Genomic DNA, 18,436 nt, shown 5'->3' on the forward strand with positions numbered 1-18,436 from the left:
CAATGGCGCGATGATTTCATCGAGGTTTTCCCAGCGGTAGCCGATGATCTCATCGACCTGGGCGGTGACGACTGCCGCCCCGGTTTCAATCGAGGCAACTTGCAGCACTAACCGCGCCTGGGTGCATACCAGGCAGGCGTGAACCGAGACTTCAAAGGTGTGATAACCGGTGAGGTAATTAATGTCGGCGGGGTCAGTGAGCAGCAGTGCGTCGAACGCTTGTTGTTCCATGGCATGGCGCACTTTATCCAGGCGCGCCTGATATTCGCCAGCGAGAAAGGGCACTTCACTTTGGGCAAGCGTTTCGGTTAGAGCTTCGCGGTAATGATGATAATCCATAGCGACCTCCAATATTAAGTAAGGTCAGTATAGGCATCTGTCGGTGCTGTTAGTCGAATATTGGTTGAGGAGGAAACTATTGATGCCATTCTGATCATGCTTAATGATGTGGTCATCACTGCAGTTGTTGCCCTTGGTGGCAGGGAAATATTACCTATGCCAATGGCGCTATTCTCAAGCCTCCATTGATCTTTCCTGTAATACCTCATCAATTAATGCCACGAAGTCATCGAATGCTGAATGGACCAGACTAGGGGAGCGATGGACTTCAAGTAATGCTGGTGGTAGCGGCGGCAATCCTTCGGCGTCGTCGATGACTTTCCAGTCTTCGGGCAGCGAACGGCGATCAGCAACGGTGATCGTGCGCCCTTGGTTAACGATGACACGCAGTCCGGTGGGACTCTGGCTGGTGGATTCGAGCTGCCAGTCACGGCCAATGCCGGCCAGTGCTGCCAATGCCCGGCGCCGATAGATGCACGGTTCCGGAAACAGTGCCAGCGGTGGGGGCCTATATCAAGGCCCCCAGCGCTGCCAGCGATGATGGCTATATCTACGGCGATCGACTGTGGGAGCGCATGCAGGAGTTTGTCGAGTTTCAGGGGCTAGCGCGTAGGCCTGACAGCGACGCTTAAACGAGTCAGCGTTGCGATCGCAGCCTTGCTACTGGTGGCAGTTCCGCTTATTCTCTTCCCTGAAGCCGGTGCGCGCTGGGTGCTGGCGGCAAAGAATTTCGTCACGCAGCAGCTTGGCGTGCTCTATCTCCTGTTGGGTGTGCTGGCCATGGGTTTCATGGCCAATATCGGGCTGGATTCGATCGGCCGCATGCTGTCGAATCTGGTACGTATGTCCACCTGGACCGAGCCGTTTGGCGGACTCAACGGATTTCCCAACTCAAGCTTTCCCCAGTTGGACTATTTTCTACTGGGCCTGGTGGCTGGTCTTCTCGCCCACCATGGGCTTCTTTGTCGCACGTATCTCGCGCGGTCGCACCATCCGGCAGATGGTGGTGGGCGGCATCTTTTTCGGCTCCATGGGGTGCGCGGCCTTCTTTATTACGCTGGGTAATTTCGGGCTCTACATGCAACTGACCGGGCAGCTCGATGCGGTTCCGATTCTCAATAATCAGGGGCCGACGGCAGCCATGTTCGCCGTATTGCATCAATTGCCCATGGCCTGGGTTGCCATTGCTGCCTTCACGTTACTCGCGGTGCTGTTCACGGCAACGAGCTTCGATTCGACTTCCTACATTTTAGCGGCGGCCGTTGAGACAAAAATGGTAGGTGGCGAGCCGATGCGCTGGAACCGATTGTTCTGGGCGCTTTCTCTCTCTGTGCTGCCTGCCGTGTTGATGCTGCTGGGTGGGCTCGAAACATTGCAGACCGCCAGTGTCGTGGGTGGCCTGCCGCTGTTACCGATCGCTGTGCTGCTGATGGTCTCTTTCGTACGCGCAGCCAAGTACGACCTCCGCTATCAACCTGACTACAGCGAGCCAGAGATCAATATCGAGGAGTTCCCCAGGCATGATCCATGGGCTGAGAAAGGTGATTGGGAAAACACCGGACATGACTTCCAGAATATACAGAACCTGCAGGATCCTGCTGAGCGTTCTGGCCGCCATTCATCCCATGGGCATCATTGAGCAGAAGCGATAATTATGAAAATTGCCACTGTATCTTCCAACCAGAAAATTGATCCAACCCGCCGCCGTCGGTTGAAGCCCGATGGCTCTCCAGATGACAACGATCGGGTCGAGATTGGGCCGACACCACTAGCATTTGCGGAATGGGACGCGCTCGGCCTGACGCCGCCTGATCTGACCCGGATGCGTGAATTTCGCCTCCAGCGCATCGTCAATGAGCTCGAGCGCCGGGATCTGGCTGGTGTGCTGTTGTTCGATCCGTTGAACATACGCTACGCCACCGACTCCACCAACATGCAGCTCTGGGTAACACACAATCACACCCGCGCCTGCTTGGTCCTAGCGGATGGCTATATGGTGTTGTGGGATTTTCACAACTGTGACCATCTCTCGGCGCATCTGCCGCTGGTCAAAGAGGTGCGTCACGGTGCTTCGTTCTTCTACTTCGAGACTGGGGCGCGCACCGAAGAGCACGCACGGCGCTTCTGCAAGGAGGTGGATGCCCTGCTAACCAAGCATGCTGGCGACAATTATCGCCTGGCAGTGGACAAGATCGAGATCGCTGGATTGCGTGAACTCGATGCACTCGGTCTTGAGGTTCACGACGGCCAAGAGGTGATGGAGAACGCTCGTCTGATCAAGGGTGAGGATGAGATTCGTGCTATGCGCTGTTCGATTGCCTCGACCGAGATCGCCATAGGAGAAATGCAGAATGCCGCCGTGCCCGGCGTTACTGAAAACGATATCTGGGCAGTGCTGCATGCTGAAAATATTCGCCGTGGCGGTGAGTGGATCGAGTGTCGCATTCTTTCATCCGGGCCCAGAACTAATCCCTGGTTCCAGGAGTGCGGTCCACGTACCGTGCAAGCGGGGGAGCTGCTGGCGTTTGATACCGATCTGATCGGCCCCTACGGTATCTGCGCTGACCTCTCACGCACCTGGATGATTGGTGACGTCGCGCCTACTGCCGAGCAGAAGCGGCTTTATCGCATCGCACATGAACACATTCAACACAACATGCAGTTGCTCAAGCCGGGCGTGACGTTCAGAGAAGTTACCGAGAAATCTCATCGATTGCCAGATGAATTCCTACCCCAGCGCTACGGCGTGATCATGCATGGTGTCGGACTATGTGACGAATATCCCTCGATTCGTTACCCCGAAGACTATGCCTCCGATGGTTACGATGGGGTGCTGCGGCCCGGAATGGTTCTGTGCGTGGAAGCCTATGTCGGTGCAGTCGGCGGTCGAGAAGGTGTCAAGCTCGAGGATCAAGTTTTGATCACAGAGACCGGTTACGAGAACCTGACTCACTACCCGTACGAGCGAGCCTTTCTGACGACTAAACAGTGATAGGTGGGCCAGGAGGCGTAGTAAATCCGTCTACGTGGAATCCATGGTATAGTGAAAATATATAACATAAAATTATTGAATATCGTAATAAACTAAAGGAAAACGTTATTAAGATTGCTTTTTACCCCTGCGCGGCGGCGCTGTTCACGTTGGCAACTACCGCCCAGGTACACGCAGAGGAAAAAACGTTGGTCATTGGCACCAACAACTGGGCAGAGAACATTGCCGTTGCCAACCTATGGAAGTTGGTTCTTGACGATAAAGGTTATGACATTGAGCTTTCCGATGTCGGCAAGAGCGCACTCTACGCTGGGATGGCGAGCAACGATATTGATCTATCCCTAGAGATCTGGCTGCCCCATACCGATAAGGAGTATCTGGCGCCCTACAAGGATACGCTTGAGGTTCACGCTGCTTGGTATGACAAGACTGGGTTGGGGCTGGTGGTGCCGAGCTATGTCGATATCGACTCTATTCCTGAATTAGTCGAACGTGCTGATGAGTTTGAATACCAGGGCAGCCCAACGATTCTTGGTATCGATTCCGGCTCGGCGATCGCGGCTTTGTCCGACGAGGTAGTCGAGGCCTATGAGCTGCCAATGGATCAGATGAATAGCTCCGAACCAGCGATGATGTCCGCGCTCGATAGCGCCTATCAGAACGAGCAGCCGATTTTGGTGACGCTGTGGAACCCGCACTGGGCCTTTGCCAACTATGACCTCAAGTATCTGGAAGATCCTGAGAATATCTATGGCGACGGCGACACTATTTACTGGTTCTCACGCGAGGGGCTCTCCGAGGATGATCCGTGGCTCACCGCCGTACTTGATGCCTGGCATATGAGTGACGATAGCTTGAGCGACCTGATGGCCGAGATCGAGTCCCAAGGCGACCCGGTAGCCGGTGCGCAGACTTGGCTCGACGAAAACCACGATCAGGTCGATGAATGGCTGGCTGCTGGCGAGTAGTCATTTTAGCCATGAAAAGCGTCCCGGTGAGACCGGGGCGCCTCTTTTTGCATGTTCCCGATTGCCACGAGTCGATTGTGGCTATTGCCCTCGCGCCTGACAGCGGGTTTCATGCATCAATTTATTAAACCGTATGCTCAGATAAAAATAATTTAAATTAATGGCTTAGCAAAAATATCCCCTGCAGAAAGTAGAAAACCCCAATGCCGGTCACGATCCAACGTGTCCAAGTGCGGAAGTTAGCATCGGTCAGGCGATGTAAAATACGGTTGCCCGTGTGAGTGCCGAAAATAGCGAACGGCGCGGCAAGTAGAATAATACTCCACTCACCAACGCTCAGCGCCAGGGCAGAGCCTAGGTAAAAGAGGATTTTGATACTGTGGGCGACGACTTGAATCATTGCTTTAGTGGCCACGACTTGTCGCCGATCCATGCGAGAGCGCACAAAGAAAATATCAATCAGCGGCCCCGAAACCCCTGCCGCAATCGTCAGTCCACCGGAGGCGATACCACAGCACAGCGCATGGCTGGCCCGGTTAGCATCCAAATGAAACCAGCGCTTGGGCATCCACACCAATATCGGCATCAAACCAATCAAAAGCGATACGCTGGCAGCATTAGGGCTGTAATTGAAGAGCAGTAGCAGGCCCGCGGCGCTCAGTACGCCCAGTGTCATCAAGGCAACGATGCGCCAGACGATAAAGCGCCGCGACAGCCACGCGCGTGAAGCATTGGCGGTGAGCTGTATGACGCCGTGCACGGCCATCGCAGTGCCTGCGGGAAAGACCAACAGCAGAAACCACAGCAGCACCAAGCCGCCTGCCATCCCGAATACGCCAGAAAGCATTGAGGTGAAAAAAACGACACAAACGAAGGCCGCTCCAATAGCTAATGTCATCGTTAGGCTCCTTAGCTACGGCAGAACGGCCAGACTTGATAAAACTTGCGGCATTGGAATTCCGCTTCACAGGCGTTGAGCTGGGCCTGATAGCGATTAGCGCGTGCTGCGACCTGGCTGCCAGCATTTAACACGTGGGGCTTACCGCGGTAACTGCCGCGTTGGTAGCCACCCGCGCCTTCATGGTAGGCGTAGTAGAGGTGTTCAGGATTACTGAGCGATATGCCCGCCTGCTGCTGGGAACGGCGGTTGTACCAGCCAATAAAATCCGTGGCATGTTTCATATGGGTACGCCGGGCGAACAGGCTACCCGCTTGATCTTGATACTCGCCCCAAACGGGGTCTTGCGCCTGGGCGTAGCCTTTGGCGGAGGAGGGGCGCGGGCCGGGAATAAAGCCTAGGTAGTATTTGCGGTCTGGGCGGATGTGGCTGCGAAAAGAGGATTCCTGCTGGATAAACGACATCTGGGTGGCAATTGGCGTACCCCACTTCTCTTGTGACTCCCGTGCGTAGTCATACCAGCTAGGTTGTTCTCGAAATATTTCGCAGATATTGCTTTGATCCTGGGGCGGATTGGGCGCAAAGGTGGCGCAACCAGAGAGAAGTAGTACAAGGCCCAGCGCAAGCCAAACGCGAAGAGTAGTAAATGCAGGTGAAGAGTCAGCGGTAAAACTATCAACAGGGAGATGCATAAAAAGCCCTTGTGAATAAGTTATTGAGATCTTGTGGATAAGGTGCTGGAAAGAACGTCCTTATCAATCAATGAGCGGTGAGTCACATGCAGCGCCTAGCTTAATAGCGCCTCCAGGCAGCGACGCAGCCGCTGGGCCTCACGTACCAAGGTTTCGCCCGAGAGCATGCCGACGCCCATGACAAGCCCCGAGCGTGAGTCCCCCTTGGCACATACTGGGCTTAGCGGGCGCACAATTAAGTGCTCTTTTAGCAGCGTTTGGGCTATCTGTACGTCGTTGATTTGCGACTCAAACTCAACGCATAGGCTAATCGCACTGCTGGGTGGTGAAATACGCTTTACATAAGGCAGCGAGTGCAACTGGTCGTGGAGCACCTGCTGGCGGCCTAAGTATTCGCGCTGAATACGCCGACACCAGGCATCCAAGTCACCATCAAAAATAAACTGCGCCAGTACCGCCTGATCCAGCATGCGGCCTTCGCGAAAAAGTTCGCTGCGCAGGCGGTTCATTGGCCCTGCTAAAGGGTGCGGCACGACTAAATAACCTAACCGCAGGCCTGGGAACATCATCTTGGAAAACGAGCCCACCAGCAAGTGACGCCCCGAGTGTGGGTCAAAGAGCAGGTTAGGGTGGTCGTCGCGATTGAACTCGTAATCATCTTCAACAATATAAGCGGGAGCTAAGGCATCGCACAAACGTTGTTTATCGACAGCGCTAGTAGGCACGCTGAGTGGGTAGTGGTGGGAGCCAGTGAGATAAGCCAGTTTTACCGGGCCTGGATCAACCGGTAACGAGTGCCCTTGGCCGGGCTGCCAAGCCAGCATTTGGATCTCTAACCCCGTTGCAGTAAATACATTGCGTGCGCCCCAATAGCAGGGAGATTCCATGGAAACGGTGTCGCCAACATCAGCCAATGCCATGGCGCATAGCTCAATACCGTTATGGGTACCGTCGGTAATGATGATTTGTTCAATATCACAGCGGAGGTTTCGCCAGTGCGCCAGAAAATCGCGTATGGCACGTTTAAGCGGGCCGTAGCCCCCGGTGGAGTAAGAAAGGAGCAAGGCGTTTTGTGGCACCGTTACACTGGCGTAGAGCTGCCGCCATTTACGCATTGGGAACTGGGCGATATCAGGAATGCCGGGCACGAAGGCACCGCTTTGAATCATGCTGGCGCCAGGACCATCCAGCACCCGCTGGCCGCGGGAAGAGAGCTGCGCGTTGCCTCGCGCAGGAGGGGGGAGCGTTGCAGGCTTGCAGCTCCAGGTACCTTGGCCATGGGCGGTTTTAAGCAGCCCCTCTTCAAGCAGCGTATGAATGGCCAGTGCTAGCGTTTGTCGGGCGACGCAGAGCACCTCCGCCAGTTGGCGATGCGAAGGAAGCCGCAGCCCTGCAGGCCACTGCTGAGTAATGGCTTGGCGCAACGCTTGTTCTACTCGCACCTGCTTACTTAACCGCTCAGGCTGGAGTGCATAAAGTTGTACAAGTTGGTGCACGACCTCGTCACGATCCATGATGATGGCTCCGGTACCCCATAAAACCCGCTACTGCCAGGCGTTTAGACGAAAGCATAATAGAATGAGTGCACTATATTGGTGCGTTTGAAAAGTGGTCTAGTCGAACCCGAAAGTGGCTCATTCGCGTTTTCGGCGTCTGCTGCTAGCGTGTTGTTATTCTGTTGAATAAGCCCCTTTAAAGCACGTCTACAAATCGAGGCTCTGAAAACAGGAGCAGGATACTGCGCCCCTGAGCGCCTAAGACAACATCCAATAACTCGCAGGACACTTTACAATGACCACACCCACATCAGAACAGGAAGGGCTCGTCCGGGTACTGGCCCGGGGCGATGTATTAGCACTTGCTTTCGGCGCGATGATTGGCTGGGGCTGGATTGTACTCACTGGCACCGCGATTCAATCCGCAGGCAGCCTAGGCGCCATTATAGCCTTTATTATCGGCGGTTTAGCGATTGTATTGGTGGGCCTTACCTATGCAGAGCTTGCTTCTGCGATGCCCAAAGTCGGTGGCGAGCACGTTTACAGCTACCGCGCCTTGGGTCACTTACCCTCCTTCTTATGTACCTGGGCGATTATTTTAGGCTACTTAAGCGTGGTGGCATTTGAAGCCGTCGCGCTGCCCACGGTGATTGAGCACTTGGCACCCAACTACGCTGTCGGCCATCTATGGACGATTGCCGGTTGGGAAGTCAAAGCCACCTGGGTGGCGGTAGGTGTGGGCGGTTCGCTCGCCATGATGATCATTAACTACTTCGGTGTGACCACCGCTGCCCTGCTGCAAAAAGTCGTCACCGGCTTGATTCTGCTGGTGGGGGTGATGTTCGTTACCGGTTCGCTGTTTGAAGGTGAAGTGATCAATATGGTGCCGCTGTTCACCCAAGCCGATAGCGGCGTGTTTGCAGGCATAGTGGCCGTATTGGTGATGGTGCCGTTCTTGTTTGTGGGCTTTGACGTTATTCCCCAGGCGGCGGAAGAGATTAACCTGCCCTACAAAGCCATCGGCAAGGTACTGATGATGTCGGTGATCCTGGCGGTGGTGTGGTACGCGCTGATTATTCTGGCCACCAGCCTGGCGCTTAATAGCACGGCGTTGGCGGCTAGCTCGCTCAGCGTGCCGGATGCCATGGGCAGCCTGTTTAACGCCGCTTGGGCCAGCAACTTAATGGTCATAGCGGGTATCGCCGGTATTATCACTAGCTGGAACGCCTTCTACATCGGCGGCTCTCGGGCAATCTATGCCCTGGCCAAAGCAGGCATGCTGCCTGCGGCGTTCGCTAAGCTGCACCCTCGTTACAGAACCCCGAGCAATGCCATCTTTATGATGGGCTTTCTCTCCTGCTTGGCACCCTTCTTTGGCCGCCCCGCGCTGGTGTGGATCGTTAATGCCGGTGGCTTAGGCATCGTGATTGCCTACCTGTTTGTGGCGATCTCGTTCATGGTTTTACGCGTGCGTGAGCCGGATATGCCACGTCCGTTCAAAGTCAGCAACGGCAAGCTGTGCGGCACCTTAGCGGTCATTCTTTCTTTCGCGATGGCGTGCCTCTACCTACCTGGTAGCCCGGCCGCGTTGAGCGGTGCTGAATGGACCATTTTTGCCGGTTGGGCAGTATTAGGCATCGTCTTATATGTGCACGCGCTGCGCACCTACGGGCGTGACTACAGCGACCGCCATATGAAAGTCGACCTATAAACTGCCACCTAGATTTAAGGAGTCACCCCATGAGCTTTATTGAACAGTGGTTGCACGATGGCGTCCCCGCCCTGATTGGCGACGAATGGCGCACCGGCAGGCAGACCTTTGCGGTCGATAACCCCGCCACCGGCGAAACGATTGCCCGCGTGGCCGAAATGGGCGCCGACGATACCCGTGACGCCGTAGCCGCCGCCTACAACGCTGGCGCCGCCTGGCGCGCAACCCCGGTGAAACAGCGCTCTGCGCTGCTGCGCCGCTGGTTTGAGCTGATAATGGAGCACGCCGACGACTTGGCCCGCCTAATGACCTTAGAGCAGGGCAAGCCGCTGGCAGAAGCCAAAGGCGAAGTGACCTACGGCGCCTCGTTTATCGAGTTCTTCGCTGAAGAAGCCAAACGCATGGCCGGTGAAACCTTGCCCAGCCACGGTGCCGACAAGCGCCTGCTGGTGCTGCGCGAGCCGGTCGGTGTCGTGGCGGCCATTACCCCTTGGAATTTCCCGCTGGCGATGATTACCCGCAAGTGCGCGCCGGCCCTGGCGGCTGGCTGCACCGTGGTCATCAAGCCCGCCGAAGCGACGCCGCTCACCGCTTTGGCCGCTGCCTATCTGGCATTAGAAGCGGGCCTGCCTGCGGGCACCATTAACGTGATTACCGCCTCCAAACCGGCAGCGGTGGGTGAAGTGCTCACCACCGATCCGCGGGTGCGCAAGGTCTCGTTTACTGGCTCAACGCCTGTGGGCAAGCACCTGCTCGCCCAGTGCGCCAGCACGGTGAAGAAAACCGCCATGGAGCTGGGCGGCAACGCACCGTTTATCGTGTTTGACGACGCCGACGTAGACGCCGCCGTTGATGGTGCGATTGCCTCTAAATTCCGTAACGCCGGGCAAACCTGCGTATGCACCAACCGCTTTCTGGTCCAGGACGGCATTTACGATACCTTTGTCGCCAAGCTCACCGAGCGTGTGAACGCGTTAAAAGTAGGCGATGGCCTGGCAGACGGCAGCATCATCGGCCCGCTGATCAACCAAGCGGCCGTCGATAAAGTGCAGCGGCATATTGATGACGCCGTCAGCCACGGCGCGCGCGTACTATGCGGCGGCAAGCCCCACGCCGCAGGCGAGCGCTTCTTTACGCCCACAGTGTTGGCAGATGTGACTACTCAAATGGCCGTCGCCGATGAAGAGACCTTCGGCCCGGTAGCCCCGGTGTTCCGTTTCCAGCGCGATGAAGAAGCTATCGCCATGGCTAACGATACGCCGTTTGGCCTGGCAGCTTACTTCTACGCCACCGATTATCGCCGTATCTGGCGCACCATGGAGCAGTTGGAGGTCGGCATGGTCGGCGTTAATGAAGGCTTGATCTCCACCGAGCTGGCGCCCTTTGGCGGCGTAAAAGAGTCTGGGCTGGGCCGTGAAGGGTCCCACCATGGGCTGGATGAATTTACTGAACTGAAATACGTCTGCGTTGGCGGCCTATAGATAAGCACTGCCTAAAGAGCTGTTGCGGGCAAATCACTGCGTTGCGCGGTGCGCGGAATCCTCACATATACCCATATGCTCCGGTTCCTGTGCTCCGTGCGCCTTGTGCTTTATCCCGCACAGCGCTTTATCCAGCACTTACCACGTCAGTGGAATAATTGTTTTCGAGATAAATAATGACTAACCAAGAATTGAACGACCTGAAAAACCGCTACGTGACCAACGGTGCTGCTACACCGACCACCCAGTTTGCCGAATATGCTGAAAACGCCGAGCTGTGGGATGCCGACGGCAACCGCTGGATCGACTTCGCGGGCGGCATTGGCGTGCTGAACCTGGGCCACCGCCACCCCAAAATTGTCGCCGCGGTAGAAGCGCAGCTAAAGAAAGTCATGCACACCAGCGCGGCGGTCATCTCCTACGCGCCCTACGTGCAGCTGTGCCAAAAGCTCTGCGAACTCACCCCAGTACGCGGCCCTGAGCGCAAAGCGATGCTGGTCAACACCGGTGCCGAAGCGCTGGAAAACGCCGTGAAGATCGCCCGCGCTGCCACTGGCCGCACCGGCATTATCACTTTCGACGGCGCCTTCCACGGCCGCACCATGATGACCCTGGCGATGACCGGCAAGGTGCTGCCCTACAAGAACGACTTCGGCCCGATGCCGGGCGACGTATTCCGCGCACCGTTCCCCAACCCGCTTCACGACATCAGCGAAGAAGCCTCGCTAGACGCCATTCGCACGCTGTTCAAAACCGATATCGCCCCGCACCGCACGGCGGCAATTGTAATCGAGCCGGTACAGGGCGAAGGCGGTTTCTACATCGCCTCACCGGACTACCTGAAAGCGCTGCGCGCGCTGTGTGACGAGCACGGCATTCTGCTAATCGCGGACGAAGTGCAGTCCGGCTTTGCCCGCACCGGCAAGCTGTTTGCGCTGGAACACAGCGGCATCGAAGCGGATATTCTCACCACCGCTAAGAGCCTAGCCAACGGCATGCCGCTCTCTGCCGTGGTAGGTAGCGCCAAAGTGATGGACGCCTCTGGCCCCAACTCGCTAGGCGGCACCTACAGCGGCAACCCGCTATCCTGCGCCGCAGCGCTGGCGGTGATTGAGGTAATCGAAGAGGAAAACATCCTGGCGCGCAGCGAGCAGATGGGCAAAATGCTGGCCGAGCGCTTCGCTGTGTGGGAAGCGCGCTTCCCCGCCGTCGCCCACGGCCGCCAACTCGGCGCCATGGCCGCGTTTGAACTGCTCGACAGCGACGGCAAGCCAGACACTCAGATGACCGGCGCACTCTGCGCCAAAGCCCGCGAGAAAGGCCTGATCCTGCTCTCCTGCGGCTTCTACGGCAACAGCATCCGGATTCTGGTACCGCTAACGGTGTCATCTGCGGTGTTGGAAGAGGGCTTGAGCATTATTGAGCAGTCTTTGGAAGCGCTTAGCTAATGCCTTTCTAAACATCATCTAACCCGCCATCGTCAAACAGCGACAGCTGCTGCCGATCGGCGGGTTTTTTATGGGCGTTGAAAGCCTAGACCTAAGATAATCAGCCGACCTAAGTGCCTTGTGCTAAGCTGAATTTGGTGGGGAGGATGAGGAAAATAGCAAGGCAGGTAGCCTCCCAATGTGGAGGTACTAGCAAATGCAGCATAAGCGCGAGTTTTGGCTATGCAGCCTAATAAAAGCTAATAAATATATGAAGCAAAGGTTTGTAAGGGTGCGGCGGGCTGCACTTTTTGGACAATCATGGCGGCGCATTTATTCAATCATAGTACGTGTTGTCTAATACCTGTTAGGAGTTGCTGTGATCACGAATAAAATCACAAAAGAAATGGAAGACAAGTTCCTACAAATAATCTATCAGCGGTACACGCAAGAGCATGGTTATGGGACACGAAAGCTGAGTGAGTACAAAGTCTTAATAACTGGAGGTGAAGAATTTGAGGAGGAAATGCCGGAAATAGTAGAGCACGACCAAGCTCAGAATATGAAGAGATACTTACTGGTCGACATCCTGGATGAGCTGAGAGCCAAGGGTTATCTAAATTTCTCTGAAGATAACATCCGCTACTGGTTAAGCCCCAAAGGCTACGAGCAAGCTTGAGCATTTCGTTACTTATCTAAATAATAATTCAGGCTGGGCCATTCCCTTAGCATTTCTAAGTCTTGTCATTTCCATTATTGCTCTTTTTTCAGGCAGCTAGGTGAGGCTACTCCTAACAAGTGGTTCGAGTCGTTAGCTTCGCTCTTTGGGACGAGCTTAGAGCCCCCCCCTCAACCAAACGTTAGGCCTCACTGGGAGAGTTCATGGCGTACGAATTTTGGATATCTGCCTACAAGCTGGCGTGGCCCATGAAGTGTGCCAGGTGCCTTGGCGAGCCGGACACGCGCATCACGGTCACTACAAAGAAGATCACTGCGCGGAACCTTCTCGAAGCGACATGGGACGTCCCGTACTGCACGAGATGCGAGCAGGCTGACAAATCGCGCCCGCTACGCTTTGGTTGGCTCAAGAGCTTTTGGGAGACTTTTACCGAGAGAGTGCATGCCGTGGAATACTTGAAGCTGCATAACTCTGTTCACTCCTTCCGTTTCGAAAACAAAGAGTATCTGGAACTATTTTTGCAGCTAAACGGCGATAAGCGCCACTCCGAGGTTTCGCTAAGGTGAGGCCTAACAATTCGCTCAAGCCGAACTTGCTTCGTTACACCAAGGCCATGGCAGAAAAAGCTTGCCATGACCTTGTCTCCACTACGCAAGTCGGCTTAACTCAGACGTTATGGAATTATATGACCGAAAGACTTATTGATATGAAATGGCTTCTGGCTGATCAAATACAAGATCTGACTACAGGTTCAAAATTTCTGAGAGAAAGAATCCTTGGTATTGATGGTTCTGAGCCATTGCCAAATGAAACTATTTGGTTTATACGAATGTGCAACATGTTCTTAATAAATTCAATGGCCAAAGTCTTTGAAATTACTAATCATTATGGAAAAGATATCCAGAAATTTTTACCAGACATGAAAGATAAGCTGGTGTCCTTAAGAGCGGAAATAGAATCGAAGAAAATATATCAATACAGAAGTAAATATGGCTCACACATAATTGACAATAACACCGGTAGAGCTTTGAGCCTTGCTGACGGTGAGGTGCTACTTAGTCAAATTATTGGTAAAACCTTACAAGAAAATTTAGATTTTTGTGATTGGATTTGTCCACAAAATCTTTCTAAGGCGCAAACCACAGAATGTGCCATGAAGACAGTAATTGAAGCTCGTGATTATTTGGCTTCAATTGTTGGAAGCGGGGGTAACCGTCCATAACAAGGCGTTGCAACTCGTGCCTTCGGCGCTGGACAGTTTGTAAATTGCGCTTTTGTGGTTTTGCTGCGCAAAAAATAATCCACAAATTCATAACTTACAAACTGCCGTTGAACTTCACGTTAAATCAGTAGTGGTGTCGAAGCTGGGCAATGAGCAATGCGTCATCCGTGACCTTATAAACGATGCGGTGTTCTTCGTTAATTCGGCGGGACCAGTAACCAGAAAGGCTGTGTTTGAGGGCTTCCGGTTTGCCAACACCCTCGAACGGTTCTCGTTGGGTCTCCTTTATCAGCTTGTTGATTCGGTTCAGGATCTTTTTGTCAGTTTTCTGCCAGTACAGGTAGTCCTCCCAGGCGTTCTCGGAGAAGATGAGTTTCATTCAAGAAGTTCCTTTTCTTTACCACTGCCTTGCTCTAGCTCGTCAATGGACTCCAACAAACGACGGGCGTTTTTTGGTGTGCGAAGAAGGTATGCAGTCTCTTGCAGTGCCTCATAGTCATCAAGAGATATCATTACCACAGATTGTGACTTGCTCCGTGTGATGATCATAGGAGAGTGGTCTTCACAGACTTGCTCCATAGTTTTTGCTAGGTTGGTTCTAGCGGCTGTGTAGCTAATGGCATCCATAAGGCTGGTCCTGTACAGAATGTTGTTCATGCACAGAATACCGTACGCATAGTGATTTAACAATCGGCTGCACGGCGACTGATTTTCTACCGTTTCACGGCTCCAAAATTGCCGCAAAGCTTTGCGTTAGTTTGAAGAGTTGAACGTGGGTTTAGAGATATTAGGCCGGTGTGCTGATCGGCAAATAGGTTATAGCTAAGCGTAACGGCTACATATCCTCCAACCCGCCCTCATCAAACAGCGAAAGCTGCTGACGGTTGGCGGGTTTTGCTTTTTTAGCGCGCCGAGCGGGCGCCCGCCGCTGGCTGGCGAGCTTGTCCACAATGGCTTGGCTGACTTCTCTGGCGTCCGGGGTGCGGCGAAGCTCATAGAGCATTTTCTTCCAGTGGCGTGCTTCGGCCTCAAAATCGTTGGGAATTGGGTAGTTTACGCCAGGCTGAAAGTCGAACCGCTTTTGCAGGCTTTCCGGTAGTTCCCAGGGCTTGGCGCGCCACTCCTGGGGCAGTGGTGTTAGTTCCGGTACCCACCGGGCGACAAATTCGCCGCTGGGGTCGTTATCTTCCGCCTGTTTGATGGGGTTATACACCCGCAGTGCATTAATGCCCGTGGCGCCTGCCTGCATTTGTACCTGGGGGTAGTGAATGCCCGGCTCGAAGTCGGTAAATAGCCGCGCAAGGTGCAGGGCGGGTTCGTACCAGTGCAGCCCAAGGCCAAAGGTGGCGTGGGAGATCAGCATGGCGCGCATGCGAAAGTTGATCCAACCGGTAGCAATCAGGCTGCGCATACAGGCATCCACCAGTGGCACCCCTGTTTGGCCGCGCTTCCAGGCAATCAGGTTGGGGTGTTCTGGGTCGCGCTCCCGCAGGCCGCGCAGCGTGGGGTGGAGGGTTTGCGACTCAATACTCGGTTCGCTTTCGAGCTTTTGAATAAAGTGGCAGTGCCAGTGAAGCCGTGAGTCGAACTTCCAGGCGAGTAGCGGCTTAGAAATGGAGCCGCGATAGCGCCGCCCGCGCTGAGTTACAAAGCTGCGCCACAGGATGCGCCCTTCACTGCGCCCGCCCGGCTGCCGCTCTGGGCAGGGCGTGGTATCAAATCCCGGCGTCAGGCGGTGAAGCTGATTAACGTTAAAGTGGTGAAATACTTGCCAATCCTGAGCCGCCTAGGCGTTTAACGGGGCGCTGCCGGGTGCCTGCCACTGCTTGAGCTCAATGGCGAATAGCGGCAGCACAGGGCCAGCCGCAGCGGCGTTAGCTAGCGGCGAATGATCATGAATACGTAAGTCGCGTTTGAACCAAACGACCTGGATGGGTGCCTTAGCCATTAGCCGTGAAGCCTATTTGTCACCAAGCTATTCGTCATGAACCGATGACGTTACCATCAAGCCAGCATTTACGTAATCCATTCAGCAGAACCCTTCTAACAGGAGCGTCATAATGTATATCGCCATGAACCGTTTCCGTATTGCCCCAGGCCGCGAAGAGGACTTTTTAGAGGTGTGGCGCAATCGTGATTCTCACTTAGATGAAGTGCCGGGCTTTAAGCAGTTCAAAATGCTGCAAGGCGAAAGCCAGGAAGACCACACCGTGTTTATCTCCCACAGCGTATGGGAATCAGAAGAAGCCTTCCGCGACTGGACCAAGTCAGACGCCTTCCGCAAAGCCCACGCCAATGCCAAAGCGCCGGAAGGGATCTATCTTGGCCCGCCTAAGTTTGAAGGCTATGACGTGGTGTTGTAATCCATCGGCTACCGCACGAATACCGTGCGGTAGCGTTTATTGCCATTTAAGCGACAACAGCCGCATTCAGCATGGCATGGAGTAAAACATTACAGCCAGCATGCACATGTTCCGGCTTAGCGCTCTCAATCTCGTTGTGGCTAATACCATCTTTGCAGGGAATAAAGATCATCGCGGCGGGAGCGACTCGGCCGACAAACATTGCATCGTGGCCTGCACCGCTAATGATATCCATATGCGAGAGCTGGAGCTTTTCGGTTGCCTGACGCACGGTGTCGACACACGCTTTATTGAAGTGCTCAGGGGCAAAATCCGCAGTAGGTGTTAGCTTGTATTCCAGCCCATGACGCTGGCAAATTTCCTCAACGGCGGTGGCTACTGATTGGGCCATTTCGATCAGAGCTTCAGGCTCCCAGTGGCGCATATCCAGCGTCATTTTGACTTGGCCGGGGATTACATTGCGTGAACCTGGGTGCAGGGTCATACAGCCGACTGTGCCACGACCGTGGGGCTGGTGTTCGTTAGCGATGCGGTTGAGCGTTTGAGTGACTTCCGCCGCGCCCATCATGGCGTCTCGGCGCAGGTGCATCGGTGTAGGGCCTGCATGGGCTTCAAGCCCGGTCAGGGTGAGATCAAACCACTTCTGCCCCAAGCCACCGATGACTACGCCAATGGTAGTGTCGGTACCTTCCAGAATAGGTCCCTGCTCAATGTGTGGTTCAAAGTAGGCTTTGATCTCACTTGGGGACACTTCATCGCTACCACGATAGCGAATGGTGTCTAGGGCATCGCTAACTGTCACGCCGTCAGCGTCAGTGCGCGCCATCATGGTGTCAAATTCCAGCACGCCACTAAATACACCAGAGCCCATCATGCAGGGCGGGAAGCGGCAGCCCTCTTCGTTGGTCCAGGCCACGACCTCGATAGGGGACTGAGTAGTGATGTTGTGCTGGTTAAGAGTGCGGATCACTTCTAAGCCCGAGAGCACGCCAAAGCAACCATCGTACTTGCCGCCGGTAGGCTGACTATCCAGATGGCTACCCGCCATCACGGTTTTGGCGCTGGGATCGCTGCCTTCACGGCGGGCAAAGATATTGCCGATATTATCGATGCGAATTGTGCAGCCCTCGGCGCGGCACCACTGAATAAACAGATCACGCCCCTGGCGTTCAAGCTCGGTGAGCGCTTGGCGATTGACCCCGCCTTTAGGAGTGGCGCCTAGCTTGGCCATCTCCATTAGTGCTTCCCAGAGGCGGTCACTGTCAGTGCGCAAATCAGCTGTAGCGATTTTCGGTTCAGCAAACGAGTTCATATGACTTCCTTTTATTGAGCACGGAGGAAGCTGGCGACTCCCCGATTATTGTTTGGCTCATTGCTAGAGTAGAGATAAAAAAGCCAGTGTTACGTATAGATTCTCTAACGTGAACAAAAGAAAAGCGTAATTTTATAAACGTGTCCGGTGGCGCATGCTGAGTTCATGCCTCATACGATGGAGCTGGACACCATGTTTGGAATAAAAAGCAAAACGAAGTCTCAAACTTCGCACTCTTCTCAGGAAGATACGCCTTCAAAAACAGCGCTCAACCATCACTACTGGATGCCGTTTAGCGCTAATCGTGATTTTCATGCTAACCCGAGAGTGATCGCTGGGGCGGAAGGGCGCTACTACATTGATGACCAGGGTCGTAAGCTGTTCGACTCGCTTTCCGGGCTTTGGACTTGCGGCGCGGGCCACAACCGCGAAGAGATCCAAAAGGCTGTAGCGGCGCAGCTCGGCACGCTCGACTTTGCCCCCGGTTTTCAGCTTGCTCACCCGCTGGCATTCAAACTGGCGGAAAAGGTCGCTAGCCTCACACCTGCTGGGCTGGATCATGTGTTCTTCACCAACTCGGGTTCAGAGGCCGCCGATACCTCGGTCAAGATGGCCAAGGCTTACTGGCGGATGAAAGGAAAACCTGAAAAGACCCGCATGATTGGTCGCGCCAAGGGCTATCACGGGGTGAACATCGGCGGCACCAGCCTGGGCGGTATCGGCGGCAACCGTAAACACTACGGCCAGTTGATGGATGTCACCCACCTGCCGCATACGCTTCAGGCGGGCCATACCTTCACTCGTGGTCAAGCGGAAACCGGTGCCGAGCTTGCCGATGCGCTGCTCGATCAAATCG

Annotated in this window: 22 protein-coding genes; 12 read left to right on the plus strand and 10 right to left on the minus strand. The window is 54.7% G+C overall.

All coding sequences use genetic code 11. The features are described from left to right. Positions 1 to 339, minus strand: a 339-nt coding sequence (locus ACTH5D_RS12905) for an aminopeptidase P family N-terminal domain-containing protein (RefSeq protein ID WP_441671873.1), incomplete at its 3' end; no start/stop codon positions are given. A 174-nt stretch (positions 340 to 513) separates the two neighbouring features. After that, the gene (locus ACTH5D_RS12910; protein WP_441671875.1) at positions 514 to 795 is read right to left on the minus strand and encodes a hypothetical protein; all 282 of its coding nucleotides are present in this window, start codon (positions 793 to 795) and stop codon (positions 514 to 516) included. Here ACTH5D_RS12910 and ACTH5D_RS12915 point away from each other — a divergent pair. The 5 genes from ACTH5D_RS12915 (at position 795) to ACTH5D_RS12935 (ending at position 4,299) form a co-directional block, all read left to right on the plus strand. Next, complete coding sequence (locus ACTH5D_RS12915; protein ID WP_441671877.1) at positions 795 to 971, plus strand: hypothetical protein; 177 nt, start codon at positions 795 to 797, stop codon at positions 969 to 971. The two genes, ACTH5D_RS12910 and ACTH5D_RS12915, sit on opposite strands and share 1 nt — an antisense overlap. 25 nt (positions 972 to 996) lie before the next feature. Next, entirely contained in the window at positions 997 to 1,404 is a 408-nt protein-coding gene (locus tag ACTH5D_RS12920; RefSeq protein WP_441671915.1) for a hypothetical protein, read from the plus strand. Then, a complete protein-coding gene (locus tag ACTH5D_RS12925) occupies positions 1,292 to 1,978 on the plus strand; it encodes a BCCT family transporter (protein WP_441671911.1) in 687 nt (228 codons plus the stop codon). The genes ACTH5D_RS12920 and ACTH5D_RS12925 overlap by 113 nt, the downstream gene beginning before the upstream one ends. Before the next feature lie 15 nt (positions 1,979 to 1,993). Further along, the gene (gene dddP, locus ACTH5D_RS12930) at positions 1,994 to 3,331 is read left to right on the plus strand and encodes a dimethylsulfonioproprionate lyase DddP (protein ID WP_441671879.1); all 1,338 of its coding nucleotides are present in this window, start codon (positions 1,994 to 1,996) and stop codon (positions 3,329 to 3,331) included. A gap of 149 nt (positions 3,332 to 3,480) precedes the next feature. Then, positions 3,481 to 4,299, plus strand: coding sequence for a glycine betaine ABC transporter substrate-binding protein (locus ACTH5D_RS12935; protein WP_441671881.1), 819 nt, complete (start codon positions 3,481 to 3,483; stop codon positions 4,297 to 4,299). Positions 4,300 to 4,456: 157 nt separating this feature from the next. Here ACTH5D_RS12935 and ACTH5D_RS12940 read toward each other — a convergent pair whose 3' ends face one another. The 3 genes from ACTH5D_RS12940 to ACTH5D_RS12950 all read right to left on the minus strand — a co-directional run bounded on the left by ACTH5D_RS12940 (position 4,457) and on the right by ACTH5D_RS12950 (position 7,403). Beyond that, the gene (locus tag ACTH5D_RS12940) at positions 4,457 to 5,197 is read right to left on the minus strand and encodes a TSUP family transporter (RefSeq protein ID WP_441671883.1); all 741 of its coding nucleotides are present in this window, start codon (positions 5,195 to 5,197) and stop codon (positions 4,457 to 4,459) included. Between the two features lie 11 nt (positions 5,198 to 5,208). After that, complete coding sequence (locus tag ACTH5D_RS12945) at positions 5,209 to 5,889, minus strand: transglycosylase SLT domain-containing protein (RefSeq protein ID WP_441671885.1); 681 nt, start codon at positions 5,887 to 5,889, stop codon at positions 5,209 to 5,211. Positions 5,890 to 5,984: 95 nt separating this feature from the next. Beyond that, the gene (locus tag ACTH5D_RS12950) at positions 5,985 to 7,403 is read right to left on the minus strand and encodes an aminotransferase-like domain-containing protein (RefSeq protein ID WP_441671887.1); all 1,419 of its coding nucleotides are present in this window, start codon (positions 7,401 to 7,403) and stop codon (positions 5,985 to 5,987) included. Between the two features lie 277 nt (positions 7,404 to 7,680). On the opposite strand from ACTH5D_RS12950, the gene ACTH5D_RS12955 reads away from it, so the two are divergent. The 5 genes from ACTH5D_RS12955 (at position 7,681) to ACTH5D_RS12975 (ending at position 13,905) form a co-directional block, all read left to right on the plus strand. Continuing rightward, the gene (locus ACTH5D_RS12955; RefSeq protein ID WP_441671889.1) at positions 7,681 to 9,096 is read left to right on the plus strand and encodes an APC family permease; all 1,416 of its coding nucleotides are present in this window, start codon (positions 7,681 to 7,683) and stop codon (positions 9,094 to 9,096) included. 29 nt (positions 9,097 to 9,125) lie between these two features. Further along, positions 9,126 to 10,577, plus strand: a complete 1,452-nt coding sequence (locus tag ACTH5D_RS12960) for an NAD-dependent succinate-semialdehyde dehydrogenase (protein ID WP_441671891.1) — start codon at positions 9,126 to 9,128, stop codon at positions 10,575 to 10,577. Between the two features lie 176 nt (positions 10,578 to 10,753). Continuing rightward, entirely contained in the window at positions 10,754 to 12,025 is a 1,272-nt protein-coding gene (gene gabT / locus ACTH5D_RS12965) for a 4-aminobutyrate--2-oxoglutarate transaminase (protein ID WP_441671893.1), read from the plus strand. Between the two features lie 358 nt (positions 12,026 to 12,383). After that, positions 12,384 to 12,683: a hypothetical protein gene (locus tag ACTH5D_RS12970; RefSeq protein ID WP_441671895.1), complete on the plus strand. Its 300-nt coding sequence runs from the start codon at positions 12,384 to 12,386 to the stop codon at positions 12,681 to 12,683. Between the two features lie 685 nt (positions 12,684 to 13,368). Next, positions 13,369 to 13,905, plus strand: a complete 537-nt coding sequence (locus ACTH5D_RS12975) for a hypothetical protein (RefSeq protein ID WP_441671897.1) — start codon at positions 13,369 to 13,371, stop codon at positions 13,903 to 13,905. A gap of 124 nt (positions 13,906 to 14,029) precedes the next feature. On the opposite strand, the gene ACTH5D_RS12980 is transcribed toward ACTH5D_RS12975, so the two are convergent. The 4 genes from ACTH5D_RS12980 to ACTH5D_RS12995 all read right to left on the minus strand — a co-directional run bounded on the left by ACTH5D_RS12980 (position 14,030) and on the right by ACTH5D_RS12995 (position 15,853). Beyond that, complete coding sequence (locus tag ACTH5D_RS12980) at positions 14,030 to 14,284, minus strand: Txe/YoeB family addiction module toxin (RefSeq protein ID WP_441671899.1); 255 nt, start codon at positions 14,282 to 14,284, stop codon at positions 14,030 to 14,032. Next, the gene (locus tag ACTH5D_RS12985; RefSeq protein WP_441671901.1) at positions 14,281 to 14,532 is read right to left on the minus strand and encodes a type II toxin-antitoxin system Phd/YefM family antitoxin; all 252 of its coding nucleotides are present in this window, start codon (positions 14,530 to 14,532) and stop codon (positions 14,281 to 14,283) included. Before ACTH5D_RS12985 ends, ACTH5D_RS12980 begins: the two co-directional genes overlap by 4 nt. 208 nt (positions 14,533 to 14,740) lie before the next feature. Beyond that, a complete protein-coding gene (locus ACTH5D_RS12990) occupies positions 14,741 to 15,637 on the minus strand; it encodes an FAD-binding domain-containing protein (RefSeq protein WP_441671913.1) in 897 nt (298 codons plus the stop codon). Between the two features lie 54 nt (positions 15,638 to 15,691). After that, entirely contained in the window at positions 15,692 to 15,853 is a 162-nt protein-coding gene (locus ACTH5D_RS12995; RefSeq protein WP_441671903.1) for a deoxyribodipyrimidine photo-lyase, read from the minus strand. 112 nt (positions 15,854 to 15,965) lie between these two features. Between ACTH5D_RS12995 and ACTH5D_RS13000 the strand changes: the two genes are divergently transcribed. Then, on the plus strand, positions 15,966 to 16,268 hold the full coding sequence (locus ACTH5D_RS13000) for an antibiotic biosynthesis monooxygenase family protein (protein WP_441671905.1): 303 nt from the start codon (positions 15,966 to 15,968) through the stop codon (positions 16,266 to 16,268). Positions 16,269 to 16,314: 46 nt separating this feature from the next. Here ACTH5D_RS13000 and ACTH5D_RS13005 read toward each other — a convergent pair whose 3' ends face one another. Continuing rightward, a complete protein-coding gene (locus ACTH5D_RS13005) occupies positions 16,315 to 17,580 on the minus strand; it encodes a Zn-dependent hydrolase (RefSeq protein ID WP_441671907.1) in 1,266 nt (421 codons plus the stop codon). A 192-nt stretch (positions 17,581 to 17,772) separates the two neighbouring features. On the opposite strand from ACTH5D_RS13005, the gene ACTH5D_RS13010 reads away from it, so the two are divergent. Beyond that, on the plus strand, positions 17,773 to 18,436 hold a 664-nt coding region (locus ACTH5D_RS13010; RefSeq protein ID WP_441671909.1), incomplete at its 3' end, for an aminotransferase class III-fold pyridoxal phosphate-dependent enzyme.

This window comes from Halomonas sp. (genome assembly GCF_052095695.1).
GTDB lineage: Bacteria > Pseudomonadota > Gammaproteobacteria > Pseudomonadales > Halomonadaceae > Vreelandella.